Genomic DNA, 23,479 nt, shown 5'->3' on the forward strand with positions numbered 1-23,479 from the left:
CGCTCTACGCGGCGTCGACCCGGAACTGGTCGCGCAGCAGCGGCAGATCCAGGCGCACAGTCGTGCCGTCAGCGTCCAGCGCTAGCACGGTGTAGCCCTCGAGGTTCAAGAGCCGGCGCATCGCTGCGCAGGTCGGATCAAAGGAACGGCCTTCGAGTCCAGCGGCGGCAGCGAGCTCACGCGAAGACGCACGGCCATCGCCCGCGGCGAGCTGAGCGACGACCGCGTGGACGAGTCCGATCCGAAGGGCGTGGCGGCCGGATTTCACGTGCTGTTCGCGGAAGGTCGGGCTCTCGACCAGAGCCGAAGCCAGGGCCGCCTCGGGGCCGCTCGGATCGATGGCGCGCGGCTGGAGCGCTGGCTGGGTGCGGCGTTCAGCAAGCGTCGGTCGATCGGCGACTCGCGACAGCGGAGCGGCTGTGGGCCGTGTGCGTCCCACGCTCGGAATCGTTGGGTCCGGTAGCAGGCCCCAGTCACCGTTGTCGATCCGGAGGGTCAGCTCGCCCGCCGCCGCTGCCATCGCCACTGGATCCTCGAGGAACTCCTCCAACACGACCCGATCAAGACGGCCGCCTTTCGTCGCCTTGCCCTGGTAGTGAGGGAGCTGGGTCATGAGGTCTGCCGTCTTGCGGGAGACGCCGTTGATGTTCCGGAAGTTGGCTGGACGCCCTTCCGTCGGATGGACGAACGGCACCTGCAGTCGGCGCGAGAGCTCCGCGACGCGTGGATCGGACGGTCGCAGTTCCCACCAGTCGTTCTGGCGGACGAGATCACACGCCAGGATCAGCTCCTCGCGGCTCCAGTTGATCTGCACGTACCCATTCTCCGCGATGCTCACCTAGGTCCGATGTGCCGGTGGAGGTACGCGCGAAGTGCTGGATCGCACGCGTACACATACGTCCCCTGCATGCCTCGGGTCAGGAGGACTCGGTAGATGTTGACGATGAACTCGAGCAGGTCATCGTCGGAGTAGACCCGACCGAGCCGCGGGTTGTTCTCCTTGCCCTTGCGATCGCGGTAGTGATGGCGATGGACTACGAGCCGCCCACTGGCCATGTCGTAGGCGAGCTCGGGGCCGATGATGACGCCGGCGTAGTTCAGGTCGTAGCCCTGGACCGTGTGGATCGACCCGACCTCGTTGAGCGAGCCGGACGAATTGATCCAGTCCTTGTCGGTGCTGTTCCAGCGCAGCCTGCAGCCGTCGAGCTCGATGTCGAACGCGTCACTGTCCTTCTTGCTCCTCCATTCCCAGGCGTACCCCGCTACGAGACGCGCAAGGCCGATGTCGTGGTCCCGGGAGACGATCGCGCTCTGCATGTCGCCGAGGTCGTCGAAGACACGCAGGTCGTAGCCCTCGTATGCCCGGCGATCGGGCGCGAGCTGCGCCGGAGCAGGATGGAGGAGCTGTCGCACGAACTCCACGTAGTCGGCTCCAGCCTTGACGCGCATCTGCGTCCTCAAGGTGTACAGCCTGTCCGTCTGCCGTGCGGATCGAGCAAGTTGACCCAGGGTTTCGTTAGGCAGGTCTGCCGGACGGATTCGTTGCTCGGCGTCGACGAGAAAGATCTGGTGACTGCTCTGTGCGCGGATCCAGTCCAGCTGAGTCTTTGCGTTGTCGTCCGCCCCGAACAGGCGCTCGTTGATCTCGCCGAACTTCTTGTTCTGCGCTGCCGAGGGCTGGTTCGCGCGTTGATTTAGCCGGTGGGTCTCGTCGACGATCAGCAGGTCGAACTTGTCTCCGCCGCCGACTTGGGATGGGGAGAGCACCATGCTCTTGTCGAGTCCCGGAGTGCGGTGGAACACCCGCTGGATCGAGGTGCGCAGGGACTGCTGCGGCACGACGAGGCCCATGCGGAAGCCTGCGAGCAGCTCCCTATGGCCCTCAGCGAAGTAGTCGGCAAACATCCAGTCCCGATCGAGCACGTCCGCGGGTGCGGTCGAGGCGATGTCGGTGAGCAGCTTCATCAGGTAGATCGCGACGATTGTCTTTCCGGTGCCTGGCTGCCCCTGGATCACCATCGTGCTAGGCGCGCTAGCCTCGAGATCCGCAAACAAGCCCTCGAGGATGTCGTCTACGGCGACGGCCTGGTCTTCCGTCAACGCCTTGAACGGTGACAGCTTGAATAAATCGCTGTTCTCGATCTCGGTGATCGTGCTCGAGAACAGGCCCTCGTGACGTAGCCGCTCGAAGATGTCCTTGAACCGCGTCCGGTAGGACTCGCGGTGAAAATAGTCTGCGTCGGTGATGCCGCCGTTGAGATTGAGGACGGCAAAGTTGCCGTCGCCGGAGAACCACCGGATCAGATGGGACTCGAGGTCGAGGCACACCGACTTGTTGAACTCGTCGTCGACCACGACTCGGACGTTGCGCATCCCGCTTTTCGAGCCTGAGTCGATGTGCTGCCGGATGCGCGTCCGGACGTTCAGCGTCTCGCCGACATACACGGACGACGTGGTTGGTGCCGATGTCGGGAGGCCGTCAATGACGTAGACGACGGGCCAGTTGGCGCCTCGGGGATCGGAAGCAGCCCAGGCGTCAAACGCGCGGGCGGTGAACTCGAGACGCTCAAGCTCAGAGCTGGTCATACTTCGTGCTTCGTCCGCGAGCCTTCTTGGCTGGGTACTTCGCTCGAGTTACGAGCAGCTTGTCGAGGATCAGGTGCCGCGAGTTCGTGCGAATCTGGTCAGGGTCGGCTTCAGCAACCCATTGGAAGCATTCGAGCAGCTCTCCCGCCTCGATCGCAATGCACTTTGTGAGATTCTCCGGAGTGTGGAATTGCGCCCAGTCTCGCTGCGCTACGAATGCGGCGGGCTCGGCTCGGACCTTCGGGTCGACCATTTGGGCACGCTAGCAGAGGCGTACGTCGCCACGGTGACGACGTCTCGCTCGTTCGATAGCTCGTGCCCGACGGCGCGCGGGCAACGACCGTGGCGGCGCGAACTGTGCTGGCGTCATGCGCTGCGATATCTGTCCGATCGGAGCTGGAGGCCGTCGCACGGGCGTCGAGCACGTACCGGGACGCCGTGCGGTTGCACTGGGCGATACCCCGGACGTCGCCCGCGAGGTGCCTTTGACTTCCGATTGAGAGGCCGTAGGTCAGAGCAAGCGCCAACGGGTGTCGGACGGGCTGACTAGCCTTGGCGACGATGACACTGACATCCCATGCAGCGACCGGCTCTCGTGCAATGCCATTGCTGTCTTGTCGCGGCTGTGCCGGGACCGGTCCCGCACGGGGGTGGCGTGGTGAGTGCTGAAGGGACGAATTCTGTGGCAAAGAGTGTCGACGATGTCGTCCCCGACCGCCCGACCTGGAACGGGGATCTGGCTGAACTCGAAGCGGCGCAACAGCCGGGCCTGACGGGTGCCGTCGCTGAAGCCGCAGCCTCCGGGCTCGCAGAATTGACCCGTTTGGACGCGATCGTCGCCGAGGCCGAGTCGCGCCTGCTGGACGCGTGGCTCGAGATATCGTCCCCCGGATCAGTCCTGTCCAAGGACGACGACGGGTTCTACGTCATTCTGGAGACCGTCGTAGCCGACCTGAGAGATCGGCTCGAAGACAGTCGTCGCGTGGCGTCGACATTCAACATCGCGTTCTTCGGCCGAACCGGAGCCGGTAAGAGCACCCTGCTATCGGCTCTCGGCAGGCTCGACGGACAGTTGGTCTCAGACGGCCGAAGTGACTTCACCACTGACGTCCAGCCGCTCGACTGGCACGGCTGCCGTCTCTTTGACACCCCCGGAATCAATGGGTGGGGCCGGACGCGCCCACGACGGGACCTCGAAGAGGCCGCCAGAGAAGCCGTCGAGGTCGCCGACATCGTGTTGCTCTGCTTCGACAGCCAGAGTCAACAGGCATCAGAATTCACCAAGGTCGCCGCATGGGTGCGCGCCTACCGGAAGCCGGTCATCGCCGTTCTCAACGTCCGCAACACGATGTGGCGCCACCCCGCCAGGGTCGCCGCCGCCGCTCAGCGCCAGGGGCTGTCCCGAACGGCACAACAGCACGCCGACAACATCACCAGCGAACTCGAAGCGATCGGTCTTCAGGATGTGCCAGTTGTGGCCATCCACTCGAAGCGCAGCCTGTTCGCCCGCGCCTCGACACCGTTCTTTGGCCCCGCGGCAACGGAGCTCGAGGCCGAGAGATCGACGTACGGACTCGCCTACCTGGACCGGATGTCTAACCTGCCGGTCCTCGAGCGATTGATCTCTGCGTGCGTTGTCGAGGGAGCTGCCGACCTCAGGCTCGCTGCGCTGCGTGAGGGCCTCCAGGCTGCACTGCTGGCCTGGGCGGACGAGATCGAGTTTCTCGCAAACCAACAGCAGCGTCGCGGGAAGACGATCGAAGGGGTCGTTGCAGAGGGTCTGAACATCCTCGGCTATCCCGATCCGAAGAGACGCCGAGCGCTCTTGCCGCACGACGATGGCGCCGACTTGGTGGAAAGGTTGGAGGCTGCGCGGGGCGAGCCATTCACGGCGCCTTCCTCGGGACGTTTGGAAAGCCACGTGAGGCATCTCCTCCGATCACACCTCTACCAGCATCGCGATCATTCGCACGGGGCAGCTGACGAGCTAATTCTTGACGCCTTCGACCGGCGCCGTCAGGTTTCCAAGGACGAGTTCGAGTCGAAGGTCTTCGATGTCGAGGAGGTCGCCAAGTCAATAGCAGCTGTAGGCAACCTTGCAGCGGACTTCCTCGTGGAGAATTTGGACATCGTGAGAATCGACGCGCGGATCGACCTGGACCTGATCGACCGCTCTCCGACCGCGATCAGGGGAAACACGGGCCTAGGGCGTCGCCGCGCTGCTGACGCGCTCAAGGCCGGCGGACTTCTCAGCAGCGGAACGGGGGCCGCCCTCGGAGTCGTGCTGTTGACGAACTTCTGGAACCCCGCCGGCTGGACCGCAGCCGCCATACTCGGCGGGCTGGGCATCGCGAGCGCCGTGCTCGGTTTCTTCGGCAAGCGCAGTCGAAGGAGCTCAGAGGAGCGTCGCGTCGAAACCCGCGCTCGCGCCTTGGCGGACGCACGGACCAGCGTCAACACGTTCTTCGATGAGTGCGAGGCCCAGCAGTTGGCCAAGATCATGGACGACGCTTGGGCGAGCGCCCGGAAGTCCTTGGCGGGTCAGCTTGCTGAGGCGCTTCATGTTCGCGCCGGCTGCCACAGGCTCGCGGCGGATGCGGTGTGGTTGCGTGAACAGGCAGCCAGTCAACCGCCGGTGCCGTCACCGGCCGACATCATCCTCTGCGCGTCCGGACGGGTGCTCGCGGACGCGTCTTCGAGCCTGCCCGTGCGAGCCTTGCTCCTTGGCGAGGACTGGCTTGACGACAGCAGCCACGGCGACCCATCGGAACAACTGTCCGAGGCAGATCGCGAGTTCCTCGCAGCGGTAGAGCAGGAGAACAGACATTCCTTCGCTTCCTACCTCGCGAGCACTTACCGGGAATTTGTAGAACCGGTCGAGAGCTGGTTGGACAGTCTCGCGTCATCCGCCTACCTGGACGAGACCGCCCAGACGGAGGTGCGGCGGGCCAGAGCACTTCTCGGCCAGCCACCGAGGGTCGTCCTCTTGGGTGACTACAGCTCCGGAAAGACAAGCCTCATCAAACGGTTACTGGCAGAAGCCGGGGTGGAGACCCCTCGAAACATGCAGGTCGACGCGCGTGCGGCCACGAGCACGCCGAGCCGCTACGCGTTCGGCCGCCTGGAGCTGGTCGATTCCCCCGGATTCCAGAGCGGGCACGATGAGCACGACGCCGCGGCGCTGGAGGCGTCCGACGTGTCGGCCATGACCGTCGTCGTGCTCCACGTCAACCTGCTGATCGGTGACACGTCTCGACTGGACCGGTTGCTCCTCGGCGACGAAACCAGCGTCGGCAAGGGTCGCCGCACGATCTTCGTGGTCGGCCGCATCGACGAGATTGGTGTCGATCCCATCGCCTCGCCCCGCGAGTTCGTCGTGCGCAGACGCCAGAAGGTGGACGAGTTGCTCAGCATCCTTGAATCCAAAGGCATGGGCATCGCGCGGGATCAGGTGCTCACGCTCGCTGCTGATCCGTACGGACTGGTTGCGGACAAGCCGGCGGTGACGGCAGCGGACTACGCCGCAGGCAATCGCATCTGGGATGGTGCAGGCGCGATGAGCGCGCCCCTCCTTAGCGCCGACGATCAGACGCTGTCCGGGATGGCCGCTGTGACGGCGATTGATCTCGGCCGGTCAGCCCTCCTGGCCGCACAACACCGAACCAAGTTGGAGATTGACGATCTGGAAGGCGCCCAGGCCGCGGGTGAGCGCTTCGAGCAACTCATGGAGACTTCGCTCGCGGAGCTCAGATTGTTGGAGCAGTCTGTCGAGCGGCGCGTGCGTGGAGCGATCGATGACCACGCCAACGAGGTCTTGGCTGAGGCGTTGGGCGCTGGTCCCGACGAGGTCGAGACCATGTCGAAGCGCTTGCAGTTCTGGTGGCAGGACCCTCGACTGGGTAGCGCGATCGCCGCGCTTGAGCCCGAGATCAGACGCAATCTCACCGATTGGTCGCGCCGTCACGCCTCCGAGTTCGAGCGTGAGGTTCGACGCATGATGTTCACGGTGGAGGCTGACGAATACGACGCGATGGGCAAGGACGCGAAGAACAGCGTCAAAGACGGGGTCCGCGTTGCGGGCGAGATCACAAAGCACACGGCGACGATGGTGAAGGCGGCAGGAACTCGCGACGCCGTCTACGCCATCGTCAAGTCATTCGGAGGCAAGTTCAAGCCGTGGGGGGCCGTCAAGCTCGGTACGAAGGTGGCCAAGGTTGGCGCCGTCCTGGGCGTGATAGCGGTCGGATTCGATATAGTCGAATGGGTGGTCGCTGCAAAGAAGGAAGACAATCGCGAGAGCGCGCGACTGGAGGCCGTGCGACATGTGCGCGCCACCCGAGAGATCGTCGCGAAGGATCTCTTGAGTCAACCAGATAGCCCGATCGAAGCATTGCAGGAATTGGGAGCCGGCATCACCGAGAGCCTGGGACGCCTCCAGATCGCCGCTGACGAGCGGCGAAGGTCAGCGCAGGAGGCCAGTCAGCGGCTCGATAGTGTGAGCACACTTCTTGACGCTGGCGACACGTTGTCCCACCGAGCCACAACCGAGGTAACCACGTGAGCACAGCACCCATCGCCGACCTGCGAGCCTGGATCAGCGAAGCGGCGGGAGCCGCCGCGCTCGACGTGCTCGATTCTCGATGGGCGGAGTTCCTGTCCTACGGGCAGCCGGTCGTCACGCTGTTCGGTGCCTACGACACCGGCAAGAGCTCGATCCTGCGCCGCCTCGTCGTCGACTCGGGCCAGCCGATCCCCGACTGGCTCACCGTCAGCGCTCGACACGAGACCTCTGTGTCCAGCCTCATTGAGGTGGACGGCTGCCTCGTCCGAGACACGCCCGGCTTGTCACCCGAAGGGCAGGACGCCCGATCGCTCAAGAACTCGGATGCCGCCCGAGCAAGTCTTGGGCTCACGGATGTGCTGCTCGTGACTCTCAACACGCAGCTACCCACCGGGGAACGTCCTGAGCTCCTCGCCACCTTGGCCGCCGGGTGGCCGGTCTCGTGCGTCTGGTTCTTGATCTCGCGAGCCGACGAGGGAACGGTTGATCCCGCAAGTGACCAGATCGGCTTTCAGGAGTGGGCGGAGAGAAAGCGACAGGAGCTACGTGAATCCTTAGCTCTTGACGCCGACAGCCCGATCCACGTCGTTGTTCCCGACTACGCGGGTCTCGGCGCGTTCGAGCCTCAGCCAGAGCCCGCGACATGGGACATCTCCCGGGCCTGGGACGGTATGGACACACTCAGCAACGCCCTCAGCCAGCTCTCGAACGACGAGCTCACGAGCTCCCGAGCTGCGGCGGAGCAGCGCTTCTGGAGCATCGCGGTCGGCCAGCGTCTAACGGGGCTGCGCGCTGAGCTTGCAGAGCTGACGATGTCCAGTGATGTCGCAACCTCCTCGCTTCGCAGGGCGACTGTCTATCTGAAGAGGGTGGACGCGCTGGTCGACGCTGCCAGGGTTTCGCTCGGCGGTGCCATCGATTCTGCGATCCGACGCACGCTCAATGGCCCCCAGATTGACGAGACCTCGATCCGGGAAGCGGTCGACCCAGTTCTGAGTGAGTGGTGGCACGAGCAGCAAGCCCAGCTCGCGCGCATCCGCCAAGACGCGATCCAGGCATTCGTCACGGAGCGCTCGGGGCGCGGTTGGGCCCAGCTCGAGTCCCTGTACTCGACCTTCGCCCGGCCGGACGAGGGCACCAGCCAACCAGGTCTGAGTTTTGCCCCACTCATCCAATCCCTGGGTAGAGAGGCTGCTGATGCCCTGAAGGCCATGGACAAAGTTCGCCGCGCTCAGGAAACCGCGAAGCGCCCGTCGCGGGCCGGCGAGGTCCTCGAATCGGCTCTCGATCTCGGCCACGCGGCAGACGTCGTCAACGCGGTGCTGCCATTTGTCACCGAGCTAGCTTCGCTGATAGAAGGCAAGGTCCAGTCGGAGGCTGAGAGGACACGCGAGCGCACTCGACGCCAACAAGTCGAGGCCGAGGTACGGCGCATCGTCACCGACGCGGCCGACAGGGCAATGCTCAGCCTTGAGCCCGACGTCGAAGCGCTTCGGCAGGAGATCAGCGAGCACGCGATCGGAGAGGACGCGGTGGCCGACCTGCAGAAGGCGTGCGACCTCGCCGACGACCTCGTCCGGCGCGGCTCGGCGCTCCTGTCATTCGAGGGGCAGAAGGCGGCCACGGCCGCGTCGTCTTGAGGTCTGCGCACAATTCAGGCAACGACCGTGGCGGCGCGAACTGTGCTGGGATGGACATGCGACGCCGTGCAAGGTCTTCCGAAAGGTGCCCATGTTCGACGTGACAACGACGGCATACGGCGTGCCCGCGCTGACTGCCCTGCGAACGATCGTCTCGCACCTGAAGCGTGACGACCCGATGGCCCCGGTCGTCGTCGTGTCACCCAGCCAGCTCGCGGGCACGGTTGCTCGCCGGCATCTCGCGCAGCACGGGTCGACGGCGACCGACGTCCCGGGGATCGCCGGGATCGAGGTCACGACCCTCGATCGGCTGGCCGAGCGGCTCGTTGCGCAGAGCCTCGCGCCGCGCCGGCCCGCGACCAGACCTGTTGTCGCAGCCGCGTGGAGGCGAGCCCTGCGCGACGACGCGGGCGTCTTTGCCGAGGTCGCGGACCATCCGGCGACGGTGCGTGCTCTGACGCGGGCGCACCGTGAGCTGCGGGACCTGTCCGACGACGAGCTGGAGGCCGCCGCGGCGGCGTCGAGTACGGCGCGGGACACGGTGCGGCTACATCGGGTGGTCACGCAGACCCTGGCGCGCGACTGGTACGACGTGCGCGATCTGCTCGACCGGGCTACCGAGCGCGTCACACAGACCGCGTCCGTCGTCGTCTACCTGCCGCAGGATCTGAGTGCGGCGCAGCGGCGGTTTCTCGAGGCGCTCGCGGGCGTGGGCGACGTGCACGTGCTGGTGGGGACCACGCATACCGAGCGGGCGGACGCGGGAGTTCGTTGGCTCCTCAACACGCACGACACGACGGGCAAGGTCGCGACCGCGACCCGCGTGCTCAACACCTCCGACTCCGACGACGAGGTCCGGGCGGTCGTCCGGGACGTAGTCGAGACCCTGAAAACCACCCCGGCTGAGCGGGTCGCGGTGCTGTACGCGAGCGCCAACCCGTATGGGCGGCTTCTGCACGAGCAGCTCCAGGCGGCACAGATCCGGGTGCAGGGGCCGGGGACGCGGCCCGTGGCGGAGCGGGCGATCGCCCGGGCGGTTCTCGGCATTCTGCACCTCGCCGACGGGGACGTGCCGCGCGCGGAGCTGTTCCGGGCGCTCGCGGATGCGCCCGTGCGCGACTACACCGGGCGGCGCGTCCCCGTGTCGCGGTGGGAGCGGACGTCGCGCGAGGCGGGAATCGTGCGCGGTGACGACTGGGACGGGCGCCTGGCGGCCTACGTCGCGAAGCAAACGGCCAAGGCGAACGTAGCGCCAGACGACGCCGACCAGCGGGCACGCCGGCGGGCCGAGGCGGGCGCCGAGCTGCGCGCATTCGTCGGGCGGTTGCGCGACGAGCTCGCCGCCGCCGACCGCACGACCTCGTGGGCGGAGCTGTCGGCGTGGTGTCTGGAGCTGGTGAGCGACCTGATCGGCGTCGGCGACGATCTCGCCACCCTGCCGCCTGAGGAGCGGAACGCGCTCGCAACCATCACGTCGGTGCTGCGCGGGTTGGATGTCCTGGACGACATCGGCGACGACGCGTCGCTGACCGCGCTGCGCGAGACCCTGGAACTAGAGCTCGACGACGCACTGCCGCGGGTCGGTCGGGTCGGGGACGGGGTACTCGTTGCGCCGCTGTCCGAGGCCATCGGGCTCGACCTAGACGTCGTGCACATCGTCGGGCTGAGCGAGGACTTGTATCCGGGGCGGCCTCGGGTCGATGCTCTCTTGCCGGACGCCGTGCGCACGGTCGCCGCGGGGGGTCTGCGGACTTCTCGTGACGCACAGAATCGCGCGTTCCGGCACCTGCTTGCCGCGTTCTCGTCGGCACCCGAGGTTGTGGCGTCCTTCCCGCGCGGGGACCTGCGCAGCTCGAGCCGCCGGCTGCCCAGCCGCTGGCTGCTGGGGTCCCTGCGAGAACTGAGCGGCAACAAGGAGCTCGCTGCCACTGAGTGGCAGCAGGCGCAGTACACCGAGGACTCGCTGGCGACCGCCGGGTCGTTCGCGAACGCCTTGCTCACGACGCCGCACGTGGCGACGGACCAGGAGTGGCGCACGCGCCGGGCAGTCGAGGGTGGGCTCGAGGACGGCGTCGTCACCGCCGCGGGGGAGATGCGGCGGGCCCGGGGCAGCGAGGTGTTCTCGCGCTTCGACGGAAACCTGGGTGCTTTGGCGGGGCTGCCGGACTTCGCCGACGGAAGCCGGAGCATCTCGCCGACGGCCCTCGAGAGCTACGTCTCCTGCCCGCACTCGTTCTTCGTGCAACGGCTTCTCGGTGTCAGTCCGATCGAGGCCCCCGAAGACCTGGTCACCGTCAGCCCGGCCGATGTCGGGACCCTCGTGCACGAGTGCCTCGACCGACTCGTGCAGGACTTTGCCGACGACCTGCCCGGAGCCGGCGTGCCGTGGTCTCCGGACCAGCGGGCGCGGCTCGTCACGATCGCGCAGGAGCTGGCCGCCGGTGTCGAAGCCGAGGGGCTGAGCGGGCATCCGAGGCTGTGGGAGCGGGAGCGTGAGCGGATCGAGGCGGACCTGCAGGAGATGCTGGATCGCGACGACGAGTGGCGCGCGTCGGTCGGGGCGCGGGTCGTCGCGAGCGAGATGCCGTTCGGCGCGGACGACGTCCCTGCTCTCGGCGTCGCCGTCACCGGGGGCACGGTGCTCCTGCGCGGTAGCGCTGACAAGGTTGACATCGGATCGGACGGGACCATCTACGTCACCGACCTCAAGACCGGCAGCCGGCGCTCGTTCAAGGAGATTACGCAGGACGACCCGCTGGCGGGCGCGACGAAGTTCCAGCTCCCGGTGTACGCGCTCGCCGCGCGCGAGCAGTTCGGCGCGACGACCTCGGCCGTCAAGGCCGGCTACTGGTTCGTGCGCAAGGACCCCGGACGCATCGATATCGACTTGACGCCCGAGGTCGAGGAGTCCCTCGCGCACGGCGTCGACGTCATCGTGCGCTCCATCGCGGCCGGTCGGTTCCCGCTGCGGGCGCCCGACGCGCCGGACTTCGCCTGGGTCCAGTGCCCGTACTGCAACCCCGACGGGATCGGGCACGGCGCCAACCGTGAGCGGTGGGAGCGCAAGCGTCACGATGTCGACCTGCGCGAGCTCGTCGAGCTGATCGAGCCGGAGGCGCTCTCATGACGGTCCCCGTCGATCAGGCCGCGCGCGACCGGATCAGGACGGACACCGCGTCGACCCTCTTTGTGAACGCCGGCGCGGGCTCGGGCAAGACGACGGCCCTGATCAGCCGGATCCTCACGCTCGTTCTCGACGACGGCGTCCCGCTCGCCTCGATCGCGGCGGTCACGTTCACCGAGAAGGCCGGCGCCGAGCTGCGGGATCGCCTGCGCGCCCAGCTCGAGGCCGAGAGGCGCACCTCCGAGGGCGAACGCCGGGTCTGTGCGTCGCAGGCGCTCGATGACCTTGACGGTGCCGCGATCGGCACGTTGCACGCCTTCGCGCAGCGGATCCTCGCGCAGCACGCGATCGCCGCGGGGCTGCCGCCGGTGCTCGAGGTGCTGGACGAGGTGGGGTCGTCCGTCGCGTTCGCGGAGCGGTGGGCCGTCCTGCAGACCGCGCTGCTCGACGACGACGATATGGAGGAGCCGCTCCTGCTCGGGCTGGCGATCGGGCTCAAGCTTGAGCACGTGCGCTCTCTCGCCAAGGCGCTGGGCGCGAACTGGGACCTGATCGCGTCTCGCGTCCTGGTGGGCGATCCCGGTCCCATACGGCTGCCCGACCTGACGGCGTTCCTTCGCCAGGCACGCGACGTGGTGGCAAGCGCCGCGACCTGCACCAATGCCGACGACCTGCTCCTGCCGAAAATCCTCGCGGTGTCCGAACCGCTTACCGCCCTCGAAGCCGCAATCGACGACGGCGCCCGCATGTCCGCGATCCGCGCGATCAGCGCTCTGAAGTTCTCGCACGGTCGAGCAGGCTCGTGGGCCGACATCGACGCGATCCGGACAGCGGCGAAGGACCTCGCCGCCGACGCCACCGAGCTCGTCGCCGGTCTACTCGACGCGTGCCTGCGCCGCGTGACCCGCTGGACCGCGGAGCGAGTGCTCGACACCGCCGCCGCGCGTCGGCGCGACGGACGCCTCGAGTTCCACGACCTGCTCGTGCTAGCCCGCGAGCTGCTGGCGCGCGATGCCGCCGCCCGCGCCGACCTGCACGACACCTACCAGCGGCTGCTCCTCGACGAGTTCCAGGACACAGACCCGATCCAGATTGAGATCGCTGTCCGGATCGCCGGAGGCGCCGACGCGGACCAGGCGCAGTGGACCGACGTCGTCGTGCCGTCGGGACGGCTGTTTGTCGTCGGCGATGCCAAGCAGTCGATCTACAAATTCCGCCGCGCCAGCATCGCCACCTACCTCGACGCTCAGGAGCACGTGGGCGAGCCCGTCAGCCTCACGACGAACTTCCGGACCGTCGCGCCCGTCCTCGACTGGGTCAACACCGCCTTCTCGCAGCTCATCACGGCTACCCCGCAAGCGCAGCCCGCCTACGAGCCGCTGGACCAGTTTCGCGACGAGCTGGGCCGCGGCTCCGCCGTCGTCCTCCTGGGTGCCGACGCCCACACCGACCTGCCCCGGGCCGCGGCCGCGATCCTGCGGGAGCGCGAGGCGACGGACGTCGCAGGCATCGTGCGGCACGCGATCGACGACCATTGGCAGGTCTACGAAGAGTCCGCACACGCGTGGAGAGCCGCGGAGTTGAGTGACGTCGCGATCCTCGTCCCGGCGCGCACCTCGTTGCCATTCCTCGAGGACGCGTTCGAGGCGGCCGGTGTGCCGTACCGGGCCGAGTCCAGCTCGCTCGTCTACGAGGCCGCCGAGGTCCGTGACCTACTCGCCTGCGCGCGTGCCATCGCCGACCCGACGGATGAGCTCTCCCTGGTCACGGCGTTGCGCTCGCCGTTGTTCGGGTGCGGCGACGACGACCTGTGGCGGTGGAAGCGAGACGGCGGCCGCTTCGTGCTCTGGTCGCGAAAGGACGAAGACGCCACGGGACCGGTCGCGGACGCGTTGCTGGCGCTTCGACGGCTCTCGGCGGCGGCACGGTGGAGTTCGCCGAGTGAGCTCCTCGGCGCGATCATCGACGACCGTCGCATGCTCGAAGTCGCCGCCACCGGGCCGCGTGCCAGGGACGGCTGGCGCCGGCTGCGGTTCGTCGTCGATCAGGCTCGCGCCTGGTCCGAGGTGTCGCACGGCGGCCTGCGGGCGTACCTCGCATGGGCCGCGTTCCAGGGGCAGGAGGCAACGCGTGTCGCCGAGTCCGTGCTACCCGAGACCGACGTCAACGCCGTGCGCGTGATGACCATCCACGCGGCGAAGGGGCTCGAGTTCCCGATCGTCATCATGTCCGGCATGACGGCCCAGCCCAACCGACCTCGCGGTGTGCAGCTGCTGTGGCCGCCTGCCGGCGGGTACGCCGTCAAGCTCGGGGCGGGGGTGCAGACCGGGGACTTCGACGACGTGGCGCCCGTCGACGAGCAGATGGACGCGATGGAACGGGTGCGCTTGCTCTACGTCGCCGCCACTCGGGCGCGCGACCACCTGGTGGTCTCGCTGCACCGCGCCGCGGGATCTACCGCGGGAACTTCGGCGGCGATTCTCGCGGGGGCTGCGGGTGCGACAGATGGTTTGTCGTTTGTGGCCCCGACTCTCCAGACACCGCATCGACAGGTCCCGCAGGCCACTGTGGTGTCAGTCCCGCCCTACGACGAGTGGCAGCGCGGGATCGTCGCGGCACGGGCCTCTGCGGCGAAGGACGCCTCGATCGTCGCCTCCGGCCTGGAAGGCACCGAGCCGGAGGTAGTCCTGACCGACGTCATCGACCCGGGGCTCGCCAAGGGTCCGCGCGACCTCGAGCTGCCGCCGTGGTCGAAGGGCCGCTACGGCTCGGCCATCGGTCGCGCGGTACACGCGGTCCTGCAGACCGCCGACCTCGCGACCGGTGACGGGCTGCCCTCCGCGGCCGCGGCGCAGGCCGTGGCGGAGGGTGTAACGGCGCAGGTGCAGCTCGTCGAAGACTTGGCCCGGTCCGCGATCGTCAGCGACCTCGTGCGCCGGGCCGCCACCCGGGAGAACTGGCGAGAGACGTACGTCGGGACGCTCCAGGACGACGGGACGATTCTCGAGGGGTACGTCGACCTGATCTTCCGCGACGACGACGGGACGCTCGTGGTCGTCGACTACAAGACCGACGCCATCCCGGCCGGGGCTGTCGAAAGCCGGGTCGTCTACTACCGCCCCCAGCTCGAGGCCTACGCGCGGTGCGTCCGCGACGCGACCGGCGCACCGGTCCGGGCGGTGCTGTTGTTCCTGCACCCGGAAGGATCCGTGGAACGGGAAGTCGGCCTCGACCCGTCCTTCGCCGGAGATCGTTGAGTTGCTGTCGAGCGCCGCGCCGTTGAGGTCTCCATCCTGACGAAGTCGCGGATCGATGTCGGTGGTTGCCGATAGCGTGAAGCACATGCGGCGACCTGAGGAACGCGACACAGACCTGTCGAGGCGCGAGCTGGTCGCTCTGTCCGGGGCCTTCGCGGACGACGACGCCGCCGATCCGCATTCCCTGTCGCGGGCAGACCTTCGGCGTCGCGTGAGGCACGCGTCGAGTCGTCAGGACGACATCCGCCGACGAGCCGAACCGCGGAATCTACCCGCCTGGTTGACCGACTTCACCGGCCGCGCGCACGTCGGTTGGGAGGACGACTGGCTCGACGGTGCTGCGGCCCTAGTGCTCGGCGACGGCGAGCGGACGTGGGAGCTCCCCGCCGGCATGACGGATGGCGACGTTCTGCTGACAGTGCTTGGCACCGACCCTGCTCTGGTTGTGAGTGCGGAGCTCGTGAGCGACGAAGGCCGAGCGTTCGAGCGAATCATGCTGACCGACGCGATCCCGTGGGACGGGCTCGCCGTCACCGTCGATGGCGAGCCGGTGGCGGACACCACGACACTCGACACCTGTGGCCGGGCCATCGACGCGTTGGTCGCGATGGTGAATGCGCCGCACGCCGTTCTTATCGACGGGTCGCAATGCTTCGAAGCGCACAGTGCGGCCCACGTTTTGAAGCTGCTTCAGGACCGCGACGAGTCCACCGTGTGCGGTAGCTGCGACGAGCCGTTGCACCCTGCCGACTCCTCGCTGCATCACGAGCCGCTCCCGAGTCGCGTAGAGCTCCAGGACCTTGTCGACGAGGCGAGCCTGCTGTGCGTTCCGTGCCATCGCCTCCTGCATTTCCCGACCCTCGACGGACTGCGGCGGCGGACCCGTCCGTCCTGCCCGAGGTGTGGCCTGCGAGAAATGGTGCGTCCGATCGTCTGGGGATTGCCGTCGATCGATGACGCCTCACGCGAGGACGTCATGTTCGCCGGTTGCGTGGTTCCGGCCGGCGTCCTGCCGACTTGGTCCTGCGACGCCTGTGATCTGCCGTTCGCGAGCGTCAGCGTGCTCGACGGTGACATTCGCGAGTCGGATCCCCGTGGCTTGTCCCGAAGTGCCGGAGGGTTCATCGCCTCGCCGCGGGCGTTGTGCTGGTATCTCGGTGCGCGCGACCTGGACGACGCTGCGGTTGAACTGTCGGACGACGAGCCGTGGACCTTCGCACTCGAGAGCGACGAGGCGGACCTCGACATCCGGTACCGGGCGGTGAAAATCACGCTCGCCTATCCGTTCACGGTGCGTGAGTTCCATGGCGTGCTCGAGGATTTGACCAGTGGAGAACTCGGCTGAGCGCGGCGATGTCAGCGGTCCTGACTACGGTTCGGTGGTATGAGCAGCGCACACCGCCATGGTTCCGGGGTTTCCAACCCCAGCCCACCCGGGCGGGATTGAGCCTCGAGGATTCAACATGTCGTTCTCCCCGTCTTCGTTCCGCGCGTTTCTGAACGAGCGCGGCTTCCACTCCGGCGCCTACGTGCGTCCGACGCCACTGCGCGCTCGGCTGGGCCACGCCCCTAGAGTTCGAGAACACCACCCGCCCGCAGCCGACCGCTCCTCACCAATGAGTCCGTCGAACCGGGCCAAGATCAAACTGTCCGGGAAACCGGGCCAGGCTCCCTGGCGCCATGGTGCTGCTCGGGGTGTGCGCAGCTCGTAGGGGATGCCCTTCTGGCGGCGCAGGGCCGACAGCACGGCGAGTATCTCGTGCCGGGCTAGGTCCGGAATGAGGGTGACGTGTATCGGCCGGCCTTCGCCGATCTTGTTTTGCGCGGTGATCACACCGTCGTCCCGCCACCGCTCACCCGCCGACCTGCGCCGACACCGCCACCACTGCTGGTCGAGGCTGACGAGTTCGTCCTCCCCGCAGTGGTGCCGGCTCTGGCGGTCACGACCTGGGTCGCTACGCTCGGATGGTTGGTGCACCACACCAGGGGGCGCTCTCGTCTCGTCATCAGGAGGCAGTCGTGGGACGCAAGGTGGACACGTCCCTGATGACGCACGCCGAAGTGTTGGAGTACGAGCGCCGCACAGGGGTGCTGCGGTACATCTCGCAGACGAATGCGACCGACCATCTCCCGGAAACGGCCATGTCCCGGCTGCACCGGTTGAAGGTCGGGTACTGGGTTGGTGGGCTGACCGCTACCGGTCTGGCGGTGCTCGCCCCGTTCATCGTGGGTGCAGAACCGATCATGGGCATGGTCGCGGGGATTCTCACTGCGTTCACGTTGGGCTGCTTGTTGTCGGTTACGTACTCATGCCAGGTTCAGCTCGCGACCCAGCGGTGGAAGCGCGGCTACTTGATGGAGATCGGATACCACACCCGTACGGAACGTCCCGGCTCGGCCCCATCAGGCTCAAGCAGCAGTGGTGGTGGGTATTCGTCCGGTCAGTCGTACCCGGTGACTGATGGCATGCACGACCCGGTGACGTACTCCCACCGTGGTGGGTATGACACGTTCGGGCGCATGGAGGCGTTCGGCATCGATGACTACGAGACGTACAAGAACAACGTCGAGGAAGCCGAGTAACCCGACCGGCGGTGTGCCGCACACGTGACGGTTCGTCGCGTTGACCCTCAACCACTTGGGGGAGCACTTACCTGTGGTGACCACCTCGGTGCCGGGTTGGTGGTGACTGTTCACGGTGCGACGTCCCCGGACCGCGCCGAGGGCGACCGGGGCGCGATCGCTCGCATGCAACTGACCGGGCCAGCGATCCCCTTGACGATCGAGGGCCCAGCGATGGGCGTCGTCGGGGTGCCGCTGTGACTATGGACCGACGTCGGCCCGACGACGCGGGGTTCGAACTTCGCCATGGGGTCCGTGACCGGGCTGGCCGTGACCGAGACCGCGCAGGTTCGGCAGATCGTGTGGGACATGGGTGACGGCCGCGCCGAGACGTGCCGAAGCGACGCGACGGCGCACTACACGGGGGGATCGTGTCCCCCACGTGTCAGCACATCTACGAGAAGTCATCTGCCGGGCAGTCAGGTGAGGCCTACCCGGTCACCGCGACTACCACGTGGATCGTGGAGAGCGATACCTAGAACAACGAGCAGCTGGGCCGCGACGCCGGCAGCTACCATTCGCTCGCCTCGACCGCGTCCAAGATCCGGCTTATTAGGACGTCCGGACGGTCGGTCAAAGCTAGCAAGCCCGCCGGTACCGGACGAGCCAGGTCGACACTGCCGATGTAGCCAATCACCGGAATGCCGTATTGCTCAGCGACGTCGCGGGCCAGGTCGATGCCGGCCGTTGGTGACTCGGCTCGCTCAATGTCCGTGATGACGACGCCGAAATCGTCCTCGTCGAGTAGCTGGAACGCGCGCTTGGATGTCCTGGCGTTCACGACAGTCAACCCCGCCACGCGTAGGAAACGGCGCTCGACCTTGTTGCCGTGCGGTTGATCGTCGACCCATAGGACCTGGACGCCCATCAGTCGCGGCGCGAGGCGAGCAGCGCGTTCCTCGATACCTCGGGCGATGCCTGCCGAGACCTTTTGATTGGGTTTCGCTTCGATCAATGCCTGCGTCGCCAGCTCAAGCTCGAATCCGGCGACCTTGATCCGGGTCGTGCGGCTGGTCAATCCCGCGATCTGCTTCCGGAACACTACGAGGACGATCCCGATGACCAGGAGCGAGCACACAGGCACGATCAGGCCTATCAGTGCGACCTGCACGTCGTCGCTCACGGTCTTTCCTTCCGTTGCATCTCCGCACGGTAGCGGCTCCTACTAGCGAGCGCCGATCATCTGTGAGGCCGCCACTTGAAGTCCTGCGTCTCGCCCCTCGACGCGCTCGGCGGTACGCGAGCGAGACCGGTCGCAGGGCTTGAGCGGCCGGGCTGGCCTCGATCTGTCTCGCCCCGGGTTCAGTTGATGCTCGCACCTGAAGCTTCGGCCTCCGCCGCAGCGGTGTTCAGGCCTCATCCTCGGTTCCAAGGTCAGGATCATCCAAGCGACCCAGGGCGATTCAAGTGGGGCGAGACGGTCCGTCTCGACCCCTTCACAGCCGCGGCAACCAGACCGATAGCTCACCGACTAAACGCGATCGTCGCGAAGCTAGTCAGCAGTGGCAACGCTGTTGAAGGCGGAGCCGTGACTGCGCTGACGTCCTCGAGCGCAATGGGTGCTCTTCACGAGGAACTCGAGCGGATAGTTCAGATGAGAGCCGCGGATCTCATCTCCGACGATGAAGGAGCGGTGTTTCGAGCCAGGCTTATGGGCTGATTCGAACGACAGGCTTGTTCTGGTCGGTTCGTGGAATGGCAGATGCCGCGGTTACCGTCCCGCGATTGCCGATACAGGGCTACCCTCCGACCATGAGCGAGGATCCGTTCGCGCCCGAGCCCTTCCTAATCGTCTTGGGCAAGGTCGTCATGGAACTCGCGATCCTCGAGTCCTCCCTCATCGGACTGATCGGCCAGCTCCGGCCTTCGGCTGACGCGTCGGGCGACCACTTCATCAAAAAGGTGTACGCGTCAACCACTGCGACGATTCGATCTGAGCTCGCCGCGACCGCCACCCGACACGAGGACAACCACCCGGCAGTCGTCGCGCTGAGCGAAGGGTTCGGTGCACTCGCCGACCGTCGTAACCTGTTCATACATGGGGTCTGGACCGACTTCGATCCTGAGCGAAATTCAGCAACTATCACGAAGCAAGACGCGGGCGTTCGACGGTCGAAGAAGTTGGCAGATGCACGCGTCTCGACCACGATCACACTTGAGGAGTTCCTCACATTCGCAGATGAGGTCGAGAGGCTCAATCGTGAAACAGCTCGTATCTGGGCTGGGATCCGAGGCGCAGAGGTTGCAGACGTGGCCGATGGTGAGCCTCCACGGGATCCGGCCCGGTAAATGCGCTCGGCCGGGAGTGCGCATTCAACGAGCTCCCGTTGACCACGTCAACGAAACGGCTCCGAATCTGAAGATCGCGCCGGAGGGACCGTAGCGGAGCTGCAGGTCAGACGTCCGCCGGCTCGTGTCAACGAGAGCCGTATCGTCTTCGATTCCCGCCACCTCCATCTGCCCGCCCTGCGGAAACGCATGGCCATGTAGGAAGGAGCGTCTCGTTGACGTGGAGCTGCTTTAGTGTCTGTGGCCCCCCATCAGGGAGACACGGCCTAGAACATCACGTCAGCGCCGACAGGCCCGCGGCGACGGCGAATCCCAGGACAGCTGCCAGGCCAGCCTTGTCCCGGGCCTTCTCCGTGGCCTCGGGGATCATCGAGCCCACGAGCATGACGAGCAGGGCGCCTGCGGCGAAGCCGTCGACCGCGGCCTCGAACCGCTCTGCGGTGACCCGTGCGACCGCGTAGCCACCGAGTGTCGCCAGCGTGCAGGCGACAGCGACCAGCGCCCACAACCTCATGATGCGTCCAGGGGACTGGCCGGCCGCTCTCATGTCGCTGGACGAGCCGATCGCCTCGGGCAGGTTCGACACGAAGATCGAGACCAGCAGCGCGACGCCGACGCCTGCACCTTCAGCCAGCCCGAGCCCGAGCACCGCTTGCTCGGGGATGCCGTCGAGCAGGGCCCCGAGAGCGAGGGGGAGGCCGGCGAGACCGGCAGCCGACCGGGTGCCCAGTCGCTGGACGAGGCGATCGGCGATGTAGAACGTCACGGCGCCGGCGGCGAGGCCAGTCGCCAGCGCCAGTCCTCCGCCCTTGACGTAGCCCTCCTTGACCAGCTCGAACGAGACGCTCGAGATGAGAGCTCCGGCACCGAAACCGAGGACGACCCCGATCAGTCCGCGGGGCCATCGTCGTGAGATGCCCAACGCGGCGCCGATGACGAGCGACGATGCAGCTACACCGCCCCAGCCCAGTGCTTCCCACATCGTTGGTCCCTCCGCCCTCAGAAGCCTCCGGCGGGCTGTCTGAGCTCCGAAACTCCCATCCCCAATGCCACGACGTCCACGGTTGCGGCGAGCTCTGAATGAGCGTGGACAGGCGACGACCTCCCGGCGTGGAGTGGGGACTGCTGAAGGTTCGCACTCGATGACCAGGAGGTCGTCGTGTGATGCTGCTTTGACCCCGGTGGTGCCCCTGCGCATCGCGCGGCTGATCGTCGATGAAGGGTGGCCGGTCGCCCGGTCGGCCGAGGGGTTTCACGTCTCGCGGCCGACCGCGAAGCTGGAAGAAGCGGTTGTCCCCGATCGCGATCGGTGCCCGCCTGGGCATGCCGGCCACGACGGTGCACACCGTGCTGACCCCTGCCGGCTCAACCGGCGCTCCCACGTGGACATCCGCACCGGGGAACCGATCCGCCGCTGCGAGCCCCCTACGCCGGGGCGATGACTCACGTCGACGTGAAGAAGCTCGGCAACATCGACGGCGGCGGGGTGGCGGTTCGTCGGCCGCCAGCAAGGCGACCGACACCGCTCAGCGACGCCGGTCGAGACCAAGAGTGAGCGGTTCAGCTAGCCCTCTCACCAGGCCCTTCGTCCCGCACGAGAGCCGGGGACTACTCACTAGCGTCCTGGGGAGGACCACCCGGGAGGCTCACGTGGACGAACGCCGGAACACGGCACGACAAGCGTTGGCGTCGGTGCCGGTCAACGCGATGTTCGCCCAGGCGGCGCTCGACCTCGGAGCGCCGCTGTGGTCCGACCGAGAGGCCGACGCGCGCGCGTTCCACGTCGTGCACCCGTACGGCATGTCGTTCGTGTGGGGGCCGGCGGTCGACGAGGCCTTCCCGCTAGTCGTCTCGCACCTCGCCGGCCGGCGCGCGGGCGAGGAGTGGCTCCAGGTCGAGCCGCGATGGACGGGGCTCGGCTGGGACGACGCCTTGAGAGTCGCGGACGCCTCGTCGCCCGGCTGTGGCGGCGTGACGACGGCCCGGCACACACGCGTGAACTTCGCCTTCGACGAGGCTGCGCACGCGGTGCGCCGGGGGGAGTCCGTCCCGCCGGATGGGTGGGTCGCTCGACGGGCCACCGCCGAGGACTTCGGCTGGGCGGGGTCGGTCGTGCCGAGTCGTTTCTGGTCCGACGCCGGGTCGTTCCTCGCGCAGGGCGGCGGCGTCGCTCTCGCGCGTGGCGACGAGGTCGGTGCGATGGCGTTCGCCTCGTACCGTCAGGGGAGTCGGGTAGAGCTGGGGATCGAGACCGCGCCACCGTGGCGACGGCGGGGATTCGCGGCCGCCGCTGCAGCGACGATGATCGACGTGGCACTCGATGCGGGCCTCGTTCCCGTGTGGTCCTGCCGGGAGGACAACGTCGGTTCGTTCCGCCTCGCCACCGCGCTCGGCTTCACGCCGACCACACGGACCCCGTACTTCCACCTGGTCGCGTCCGGTCGGGGCGGCCTGGCCTCCTGAGGGGCGCCCCATCCGGCGGTAGCCGCGCCGAGACGCTATCGGCCCTCACGCCTGGCGTGACACTCCGGACCAGTCCAGGTGCTTCGCGGCGAGGACGAACCGGTCGGCCTTGATCGCGGCGGACGCTAGCCAGCGCGCTAACACGCGGCAGGTGCCTAAGGCTCAACCGGAAGCGGGATCTCCTCAAGCACGACGCCGGTCTCGATCAACGTGCTCAGGGTCTGGGTGAACCGCGCTGCAGGTGCCCCGTCGATCACGGCGTGATCAAAGCTCAAGGTCAGCGGCAGCATCGGCCGAACGACCACGACTCCGTCGCGCACGACTGAGCGGTCCGCGATCCGCCCCACCGTCGCGATCACCGTCAGAGGTGCGAGCGGAATGGCCCACCCCCACCCGCCGGCGAACATCCCGATCGACGTGACTCCGACCGCGGGTCCGAACGTGGCGGCGATGTCGGGTCTGGTGGCGGCGACTCGGATGGCGGTCCGCCGAAGGGGTCCGGGCAGGCGGATCAGCGCCCCGATGAGCCCGCTCGGGCGGTGCAGCTCACCCGGCCCGTGCTTCGCGCACTGCAGGGTCTGCGAGATCGTCGCGCAGGACTGCCGGTCGGCGTCGGCCACGGTGATGGCGTCGAGGACGGTGCGTCCCTGCCAGTGCCGCTCCACGGTCGCGCCGATGTCGACGCGGTCGAAGGAGACGATCGCGTTGCCGGCCTTGCGGGCGTTCACCTCGGGGTGCATCGCGACCGCCCGTGCCACGCTCGCGATGACGAAGGCGGTCCACGACACGTGCGGCTCGGATGCGGCGATGCGCGCCATGGGGGCGGTCACGTCGAGCTCGAGCAGGGCGTGGACCGGGAACCGTCGACTCGCGCCCGCCAGCCTGTCCAGGATCGGCTGGCGTTCCCGGGGCACAGCCCGCACGACGTAGGCCATGG

14 protein-coding genes are annotated in these 23,479 nt (G+C 67.3%); 8 read left to right on the top strand and 6 right to left on the bottom strand.

What is annotated here, in order from left to right; translation table 11 throughout:
- Positions 1 to 4: 4 nt before the first annotated feature.
- Genes HP550_RS14525 through HP550_RS14535 form a run of 3 tightly spaced genes read right to left on the bottom strand, consistent with a single transcriptional unit; the run spans position 5 to position 2,839 of the window.
- Positions 5 to 814, bottom strand: coding sequence for a hypothetical protein (locus tag HP550_RS14525; protein WP_175348388.1), 810 nt, complete (start codon positions 812 to 814; stop codon positions 5 to 7).
- A gap of 20 nt (positions 815 to 834) precedes the next feature.
- Positions 835 to 2,586 carry a DUF2075 domain-containing protein gene (locus HP550_RS14530; RefSeq protein ID WP_175348389.1) on the bottom strand — a complete coding sequence of 584 codons (1,752 nt, stop codon included), beginning with the start codon at positions 2,584 to 2,586 and terminating at the stop codon, positions 835 to 837.
- Positions 2,573 to 2,839, bottom strand: coding sequence for a nucleoside triphosphate pyrophosphohydrolase family protein (locus HP550_RS14535; protein ID WP_175348390.1), 267 nt, complete (start codon positions 2,837 to 2,839; stop codon positions 2,573 to 2,575). The genes HP550_RS14530 and HP550_RS14535 overlap by 14 nt, the downstream gene beginning before the upstream one ends.
- Positions 2,840 to 3,268: 429 nt before the next feature.
- On the opposite strand from HP550_RS14535, the gene HP550_RS14540 reads away from it, so the two are divergent.
- The 6 genes from HP550_RS14540 to HP550_RS14565 all read left to right on the top strand — a co-directional run bounded on the left by HP550_RS14540 (position 3,269) and on the right by HP550_RS14565 (position 17,751).
- Complete coding sequence (locus HP550_RS14540) at positions 3,269 to 7,147, top strand: GTPase (protein ID WP_175348391.1); 3,879 nt, start codon at positions 3,269 to 3,271, stop codon at positions 7,145 to 7,147.
- Positions 7,144 to 8,787: a GTPase domain-containing protein gene (locus HP550_RS14545; protein ID WP_175348392.1), complete on the top strand. Its 1,644-nt coding sequence runs from the start codon at positions 7,144 to 7,146 to the stop codon at positions 8,785 to 8,787. The genes HP550_RS14540 and HP550_RS14545 overlap by 4 nt, the downstream gene beginning before the upstream one ends.
- 91 nt (positions 8,788 to 8,878) lie before the next feature.
- The gene (locus HP550_RS14550) at positions 8,879 to 11,914 is read left to right on the top strand and encodes a PD-(D/E)XK nuclease family protein (RefSeq protein WP_175348393.1); all 3,036 of its coding nucleotides are present in this window, start codon (positions 8,879 to 8,881) and stop codon (positions 11,912 to 11,914) included.
- Positions 11,911 to 15,168 carry a UvrD-helicase domain-containing protein gene (locus HP550_RS14555; protein ID WP_175348394.1) on the top strand — a complete coding sequence of 1,086 codons (3,258 nt, stop codon included), beginning with the start codon at positions 11,911 to 11,913 and terminating at the stop codon, positions 15,166 to 15,168. Before HP550_RS14550 ends, HP550_RS14555 begins: the two co-directional genes overlap by 4 nt.
- Before the next feature lie 85 nt (positions 15,169 to 15,253).
- The gene (locus HP550_RS14560; RefSeq protein ID WP_175348395.1) at positions 15,254 to 16,513 is read left to right on the top strand and encodes a hypothetical protein; all 1,260 of its coding nucleotides are present in this window, start codon (positions 15,254 to 15,256) and stop codon (positions 16,511 to 16,513) included.
- Between the two features lie 674 nt (positions 16,514 to 17,187).
- Positions 17,188 to 17,751 carry a hypothetical protein gene (locus tag HP550_RS14565; RefSeq protein ID WP_175348396.1) on the top strand — a complete coding sequence of 188 codons (564 nt, stop codon included), beginning with the start codon at positions 17,188 to 17,190 and terminating at the stop codon, positions 17,749 to 17,751.
- Positions 17,752 to 18,301: 550 nt separating this feature from the next.
- On the opposite strand, the gene HP550_RS14570 is transcribed toward HP550_RS14565, so the two are convergent.
- The gene (locus HP550_RS14570) at positions 18,302 to 18,913 is read right to left on the bottom strand and encodes a DNA-binding transcriptional response regulator (protein ID WP_175348397.1); all 612 of its coding nucleotides are present in this window, start codon (positions 18,911 to 18,913) and stop codon (positions 18,302 to 18,304) included.
- 629 nt (positions 18,914 to 19,542) lie between these two features.
- On the opposite strand from HP550_RS14570, the gene HP550_RS14575 reads away from it, so the two are divergent.
- Positions 19,543 to 20,079 carry a hypothetical protein gene (locus HP550_RS14575; protein WP_175348398.1) on the top strand — a complete coding sequence of 179 codons (537 nt, stop codon included), beginning with the start codon at positions 19,543 to 19,545 and terminating at the stop codon, positions 20,077 to 20,079.
- Positions 20,080 to 20,353: 274 nt separating this feature from the next.
- Here the strand turns inward: HP550_RS14575 and HP550_RS14580 are convergent, their stop codons facing one another.
- A complete protein-coding gene (locus HP550_RS14580; protein ID WP_175348399.1) occupies positions 20,354 to 21,061 on the bottom strand; it encodes a ZIP family metal transporter in 708 nt (235 codons plus the stop codon).
- Positions 21,062 to 21,729: 668 nt separating this feature from the next.
- Between HP550_RS14580 and HP550_RS14585 the strand changes: the two genes are divergently transcribed.
- Positions 21,730 to 22,542, top strand: coding sequence for a GNAT family N-acetyltransferase (locus HP550_RS14585; RefSeq protein WP_175348400.1), 813 nt, complete (start codon positions 21,730 to 21,732; stop codon positions 22,540 to 22,542).
- Positions 22,543 to 22,697: 155 nt separating this feature from the next.
- Here the strand turns inward: HP550_RS14585 and HP550_RS14590 are convergent, their stop codons facing one another.
- Positions 22,698 to 23,477, bottom strand: a complete 780-nt coding sequence (locus HP550_RS14590) for a 2-oxo acid dehydrogenase subunit E2 (protein ID WP_175348401.1) — start codon at positions 23,475 to 23,477, stop codon at positions 22,698 to 22,700.
- Positions 23,478 to 23,479: the final 2 nt, after the last annotated feature.

It is taken from the genome of Cellulomonas humilata (assembly GCF_013359775.1).
GTDB classification, from domain to species: Bacteria; Actinomycetota; Actinomycetes; order Actinomycetales; family Cellulomonadaceae; genus Cellulomonas; species Cellulomonas humilata.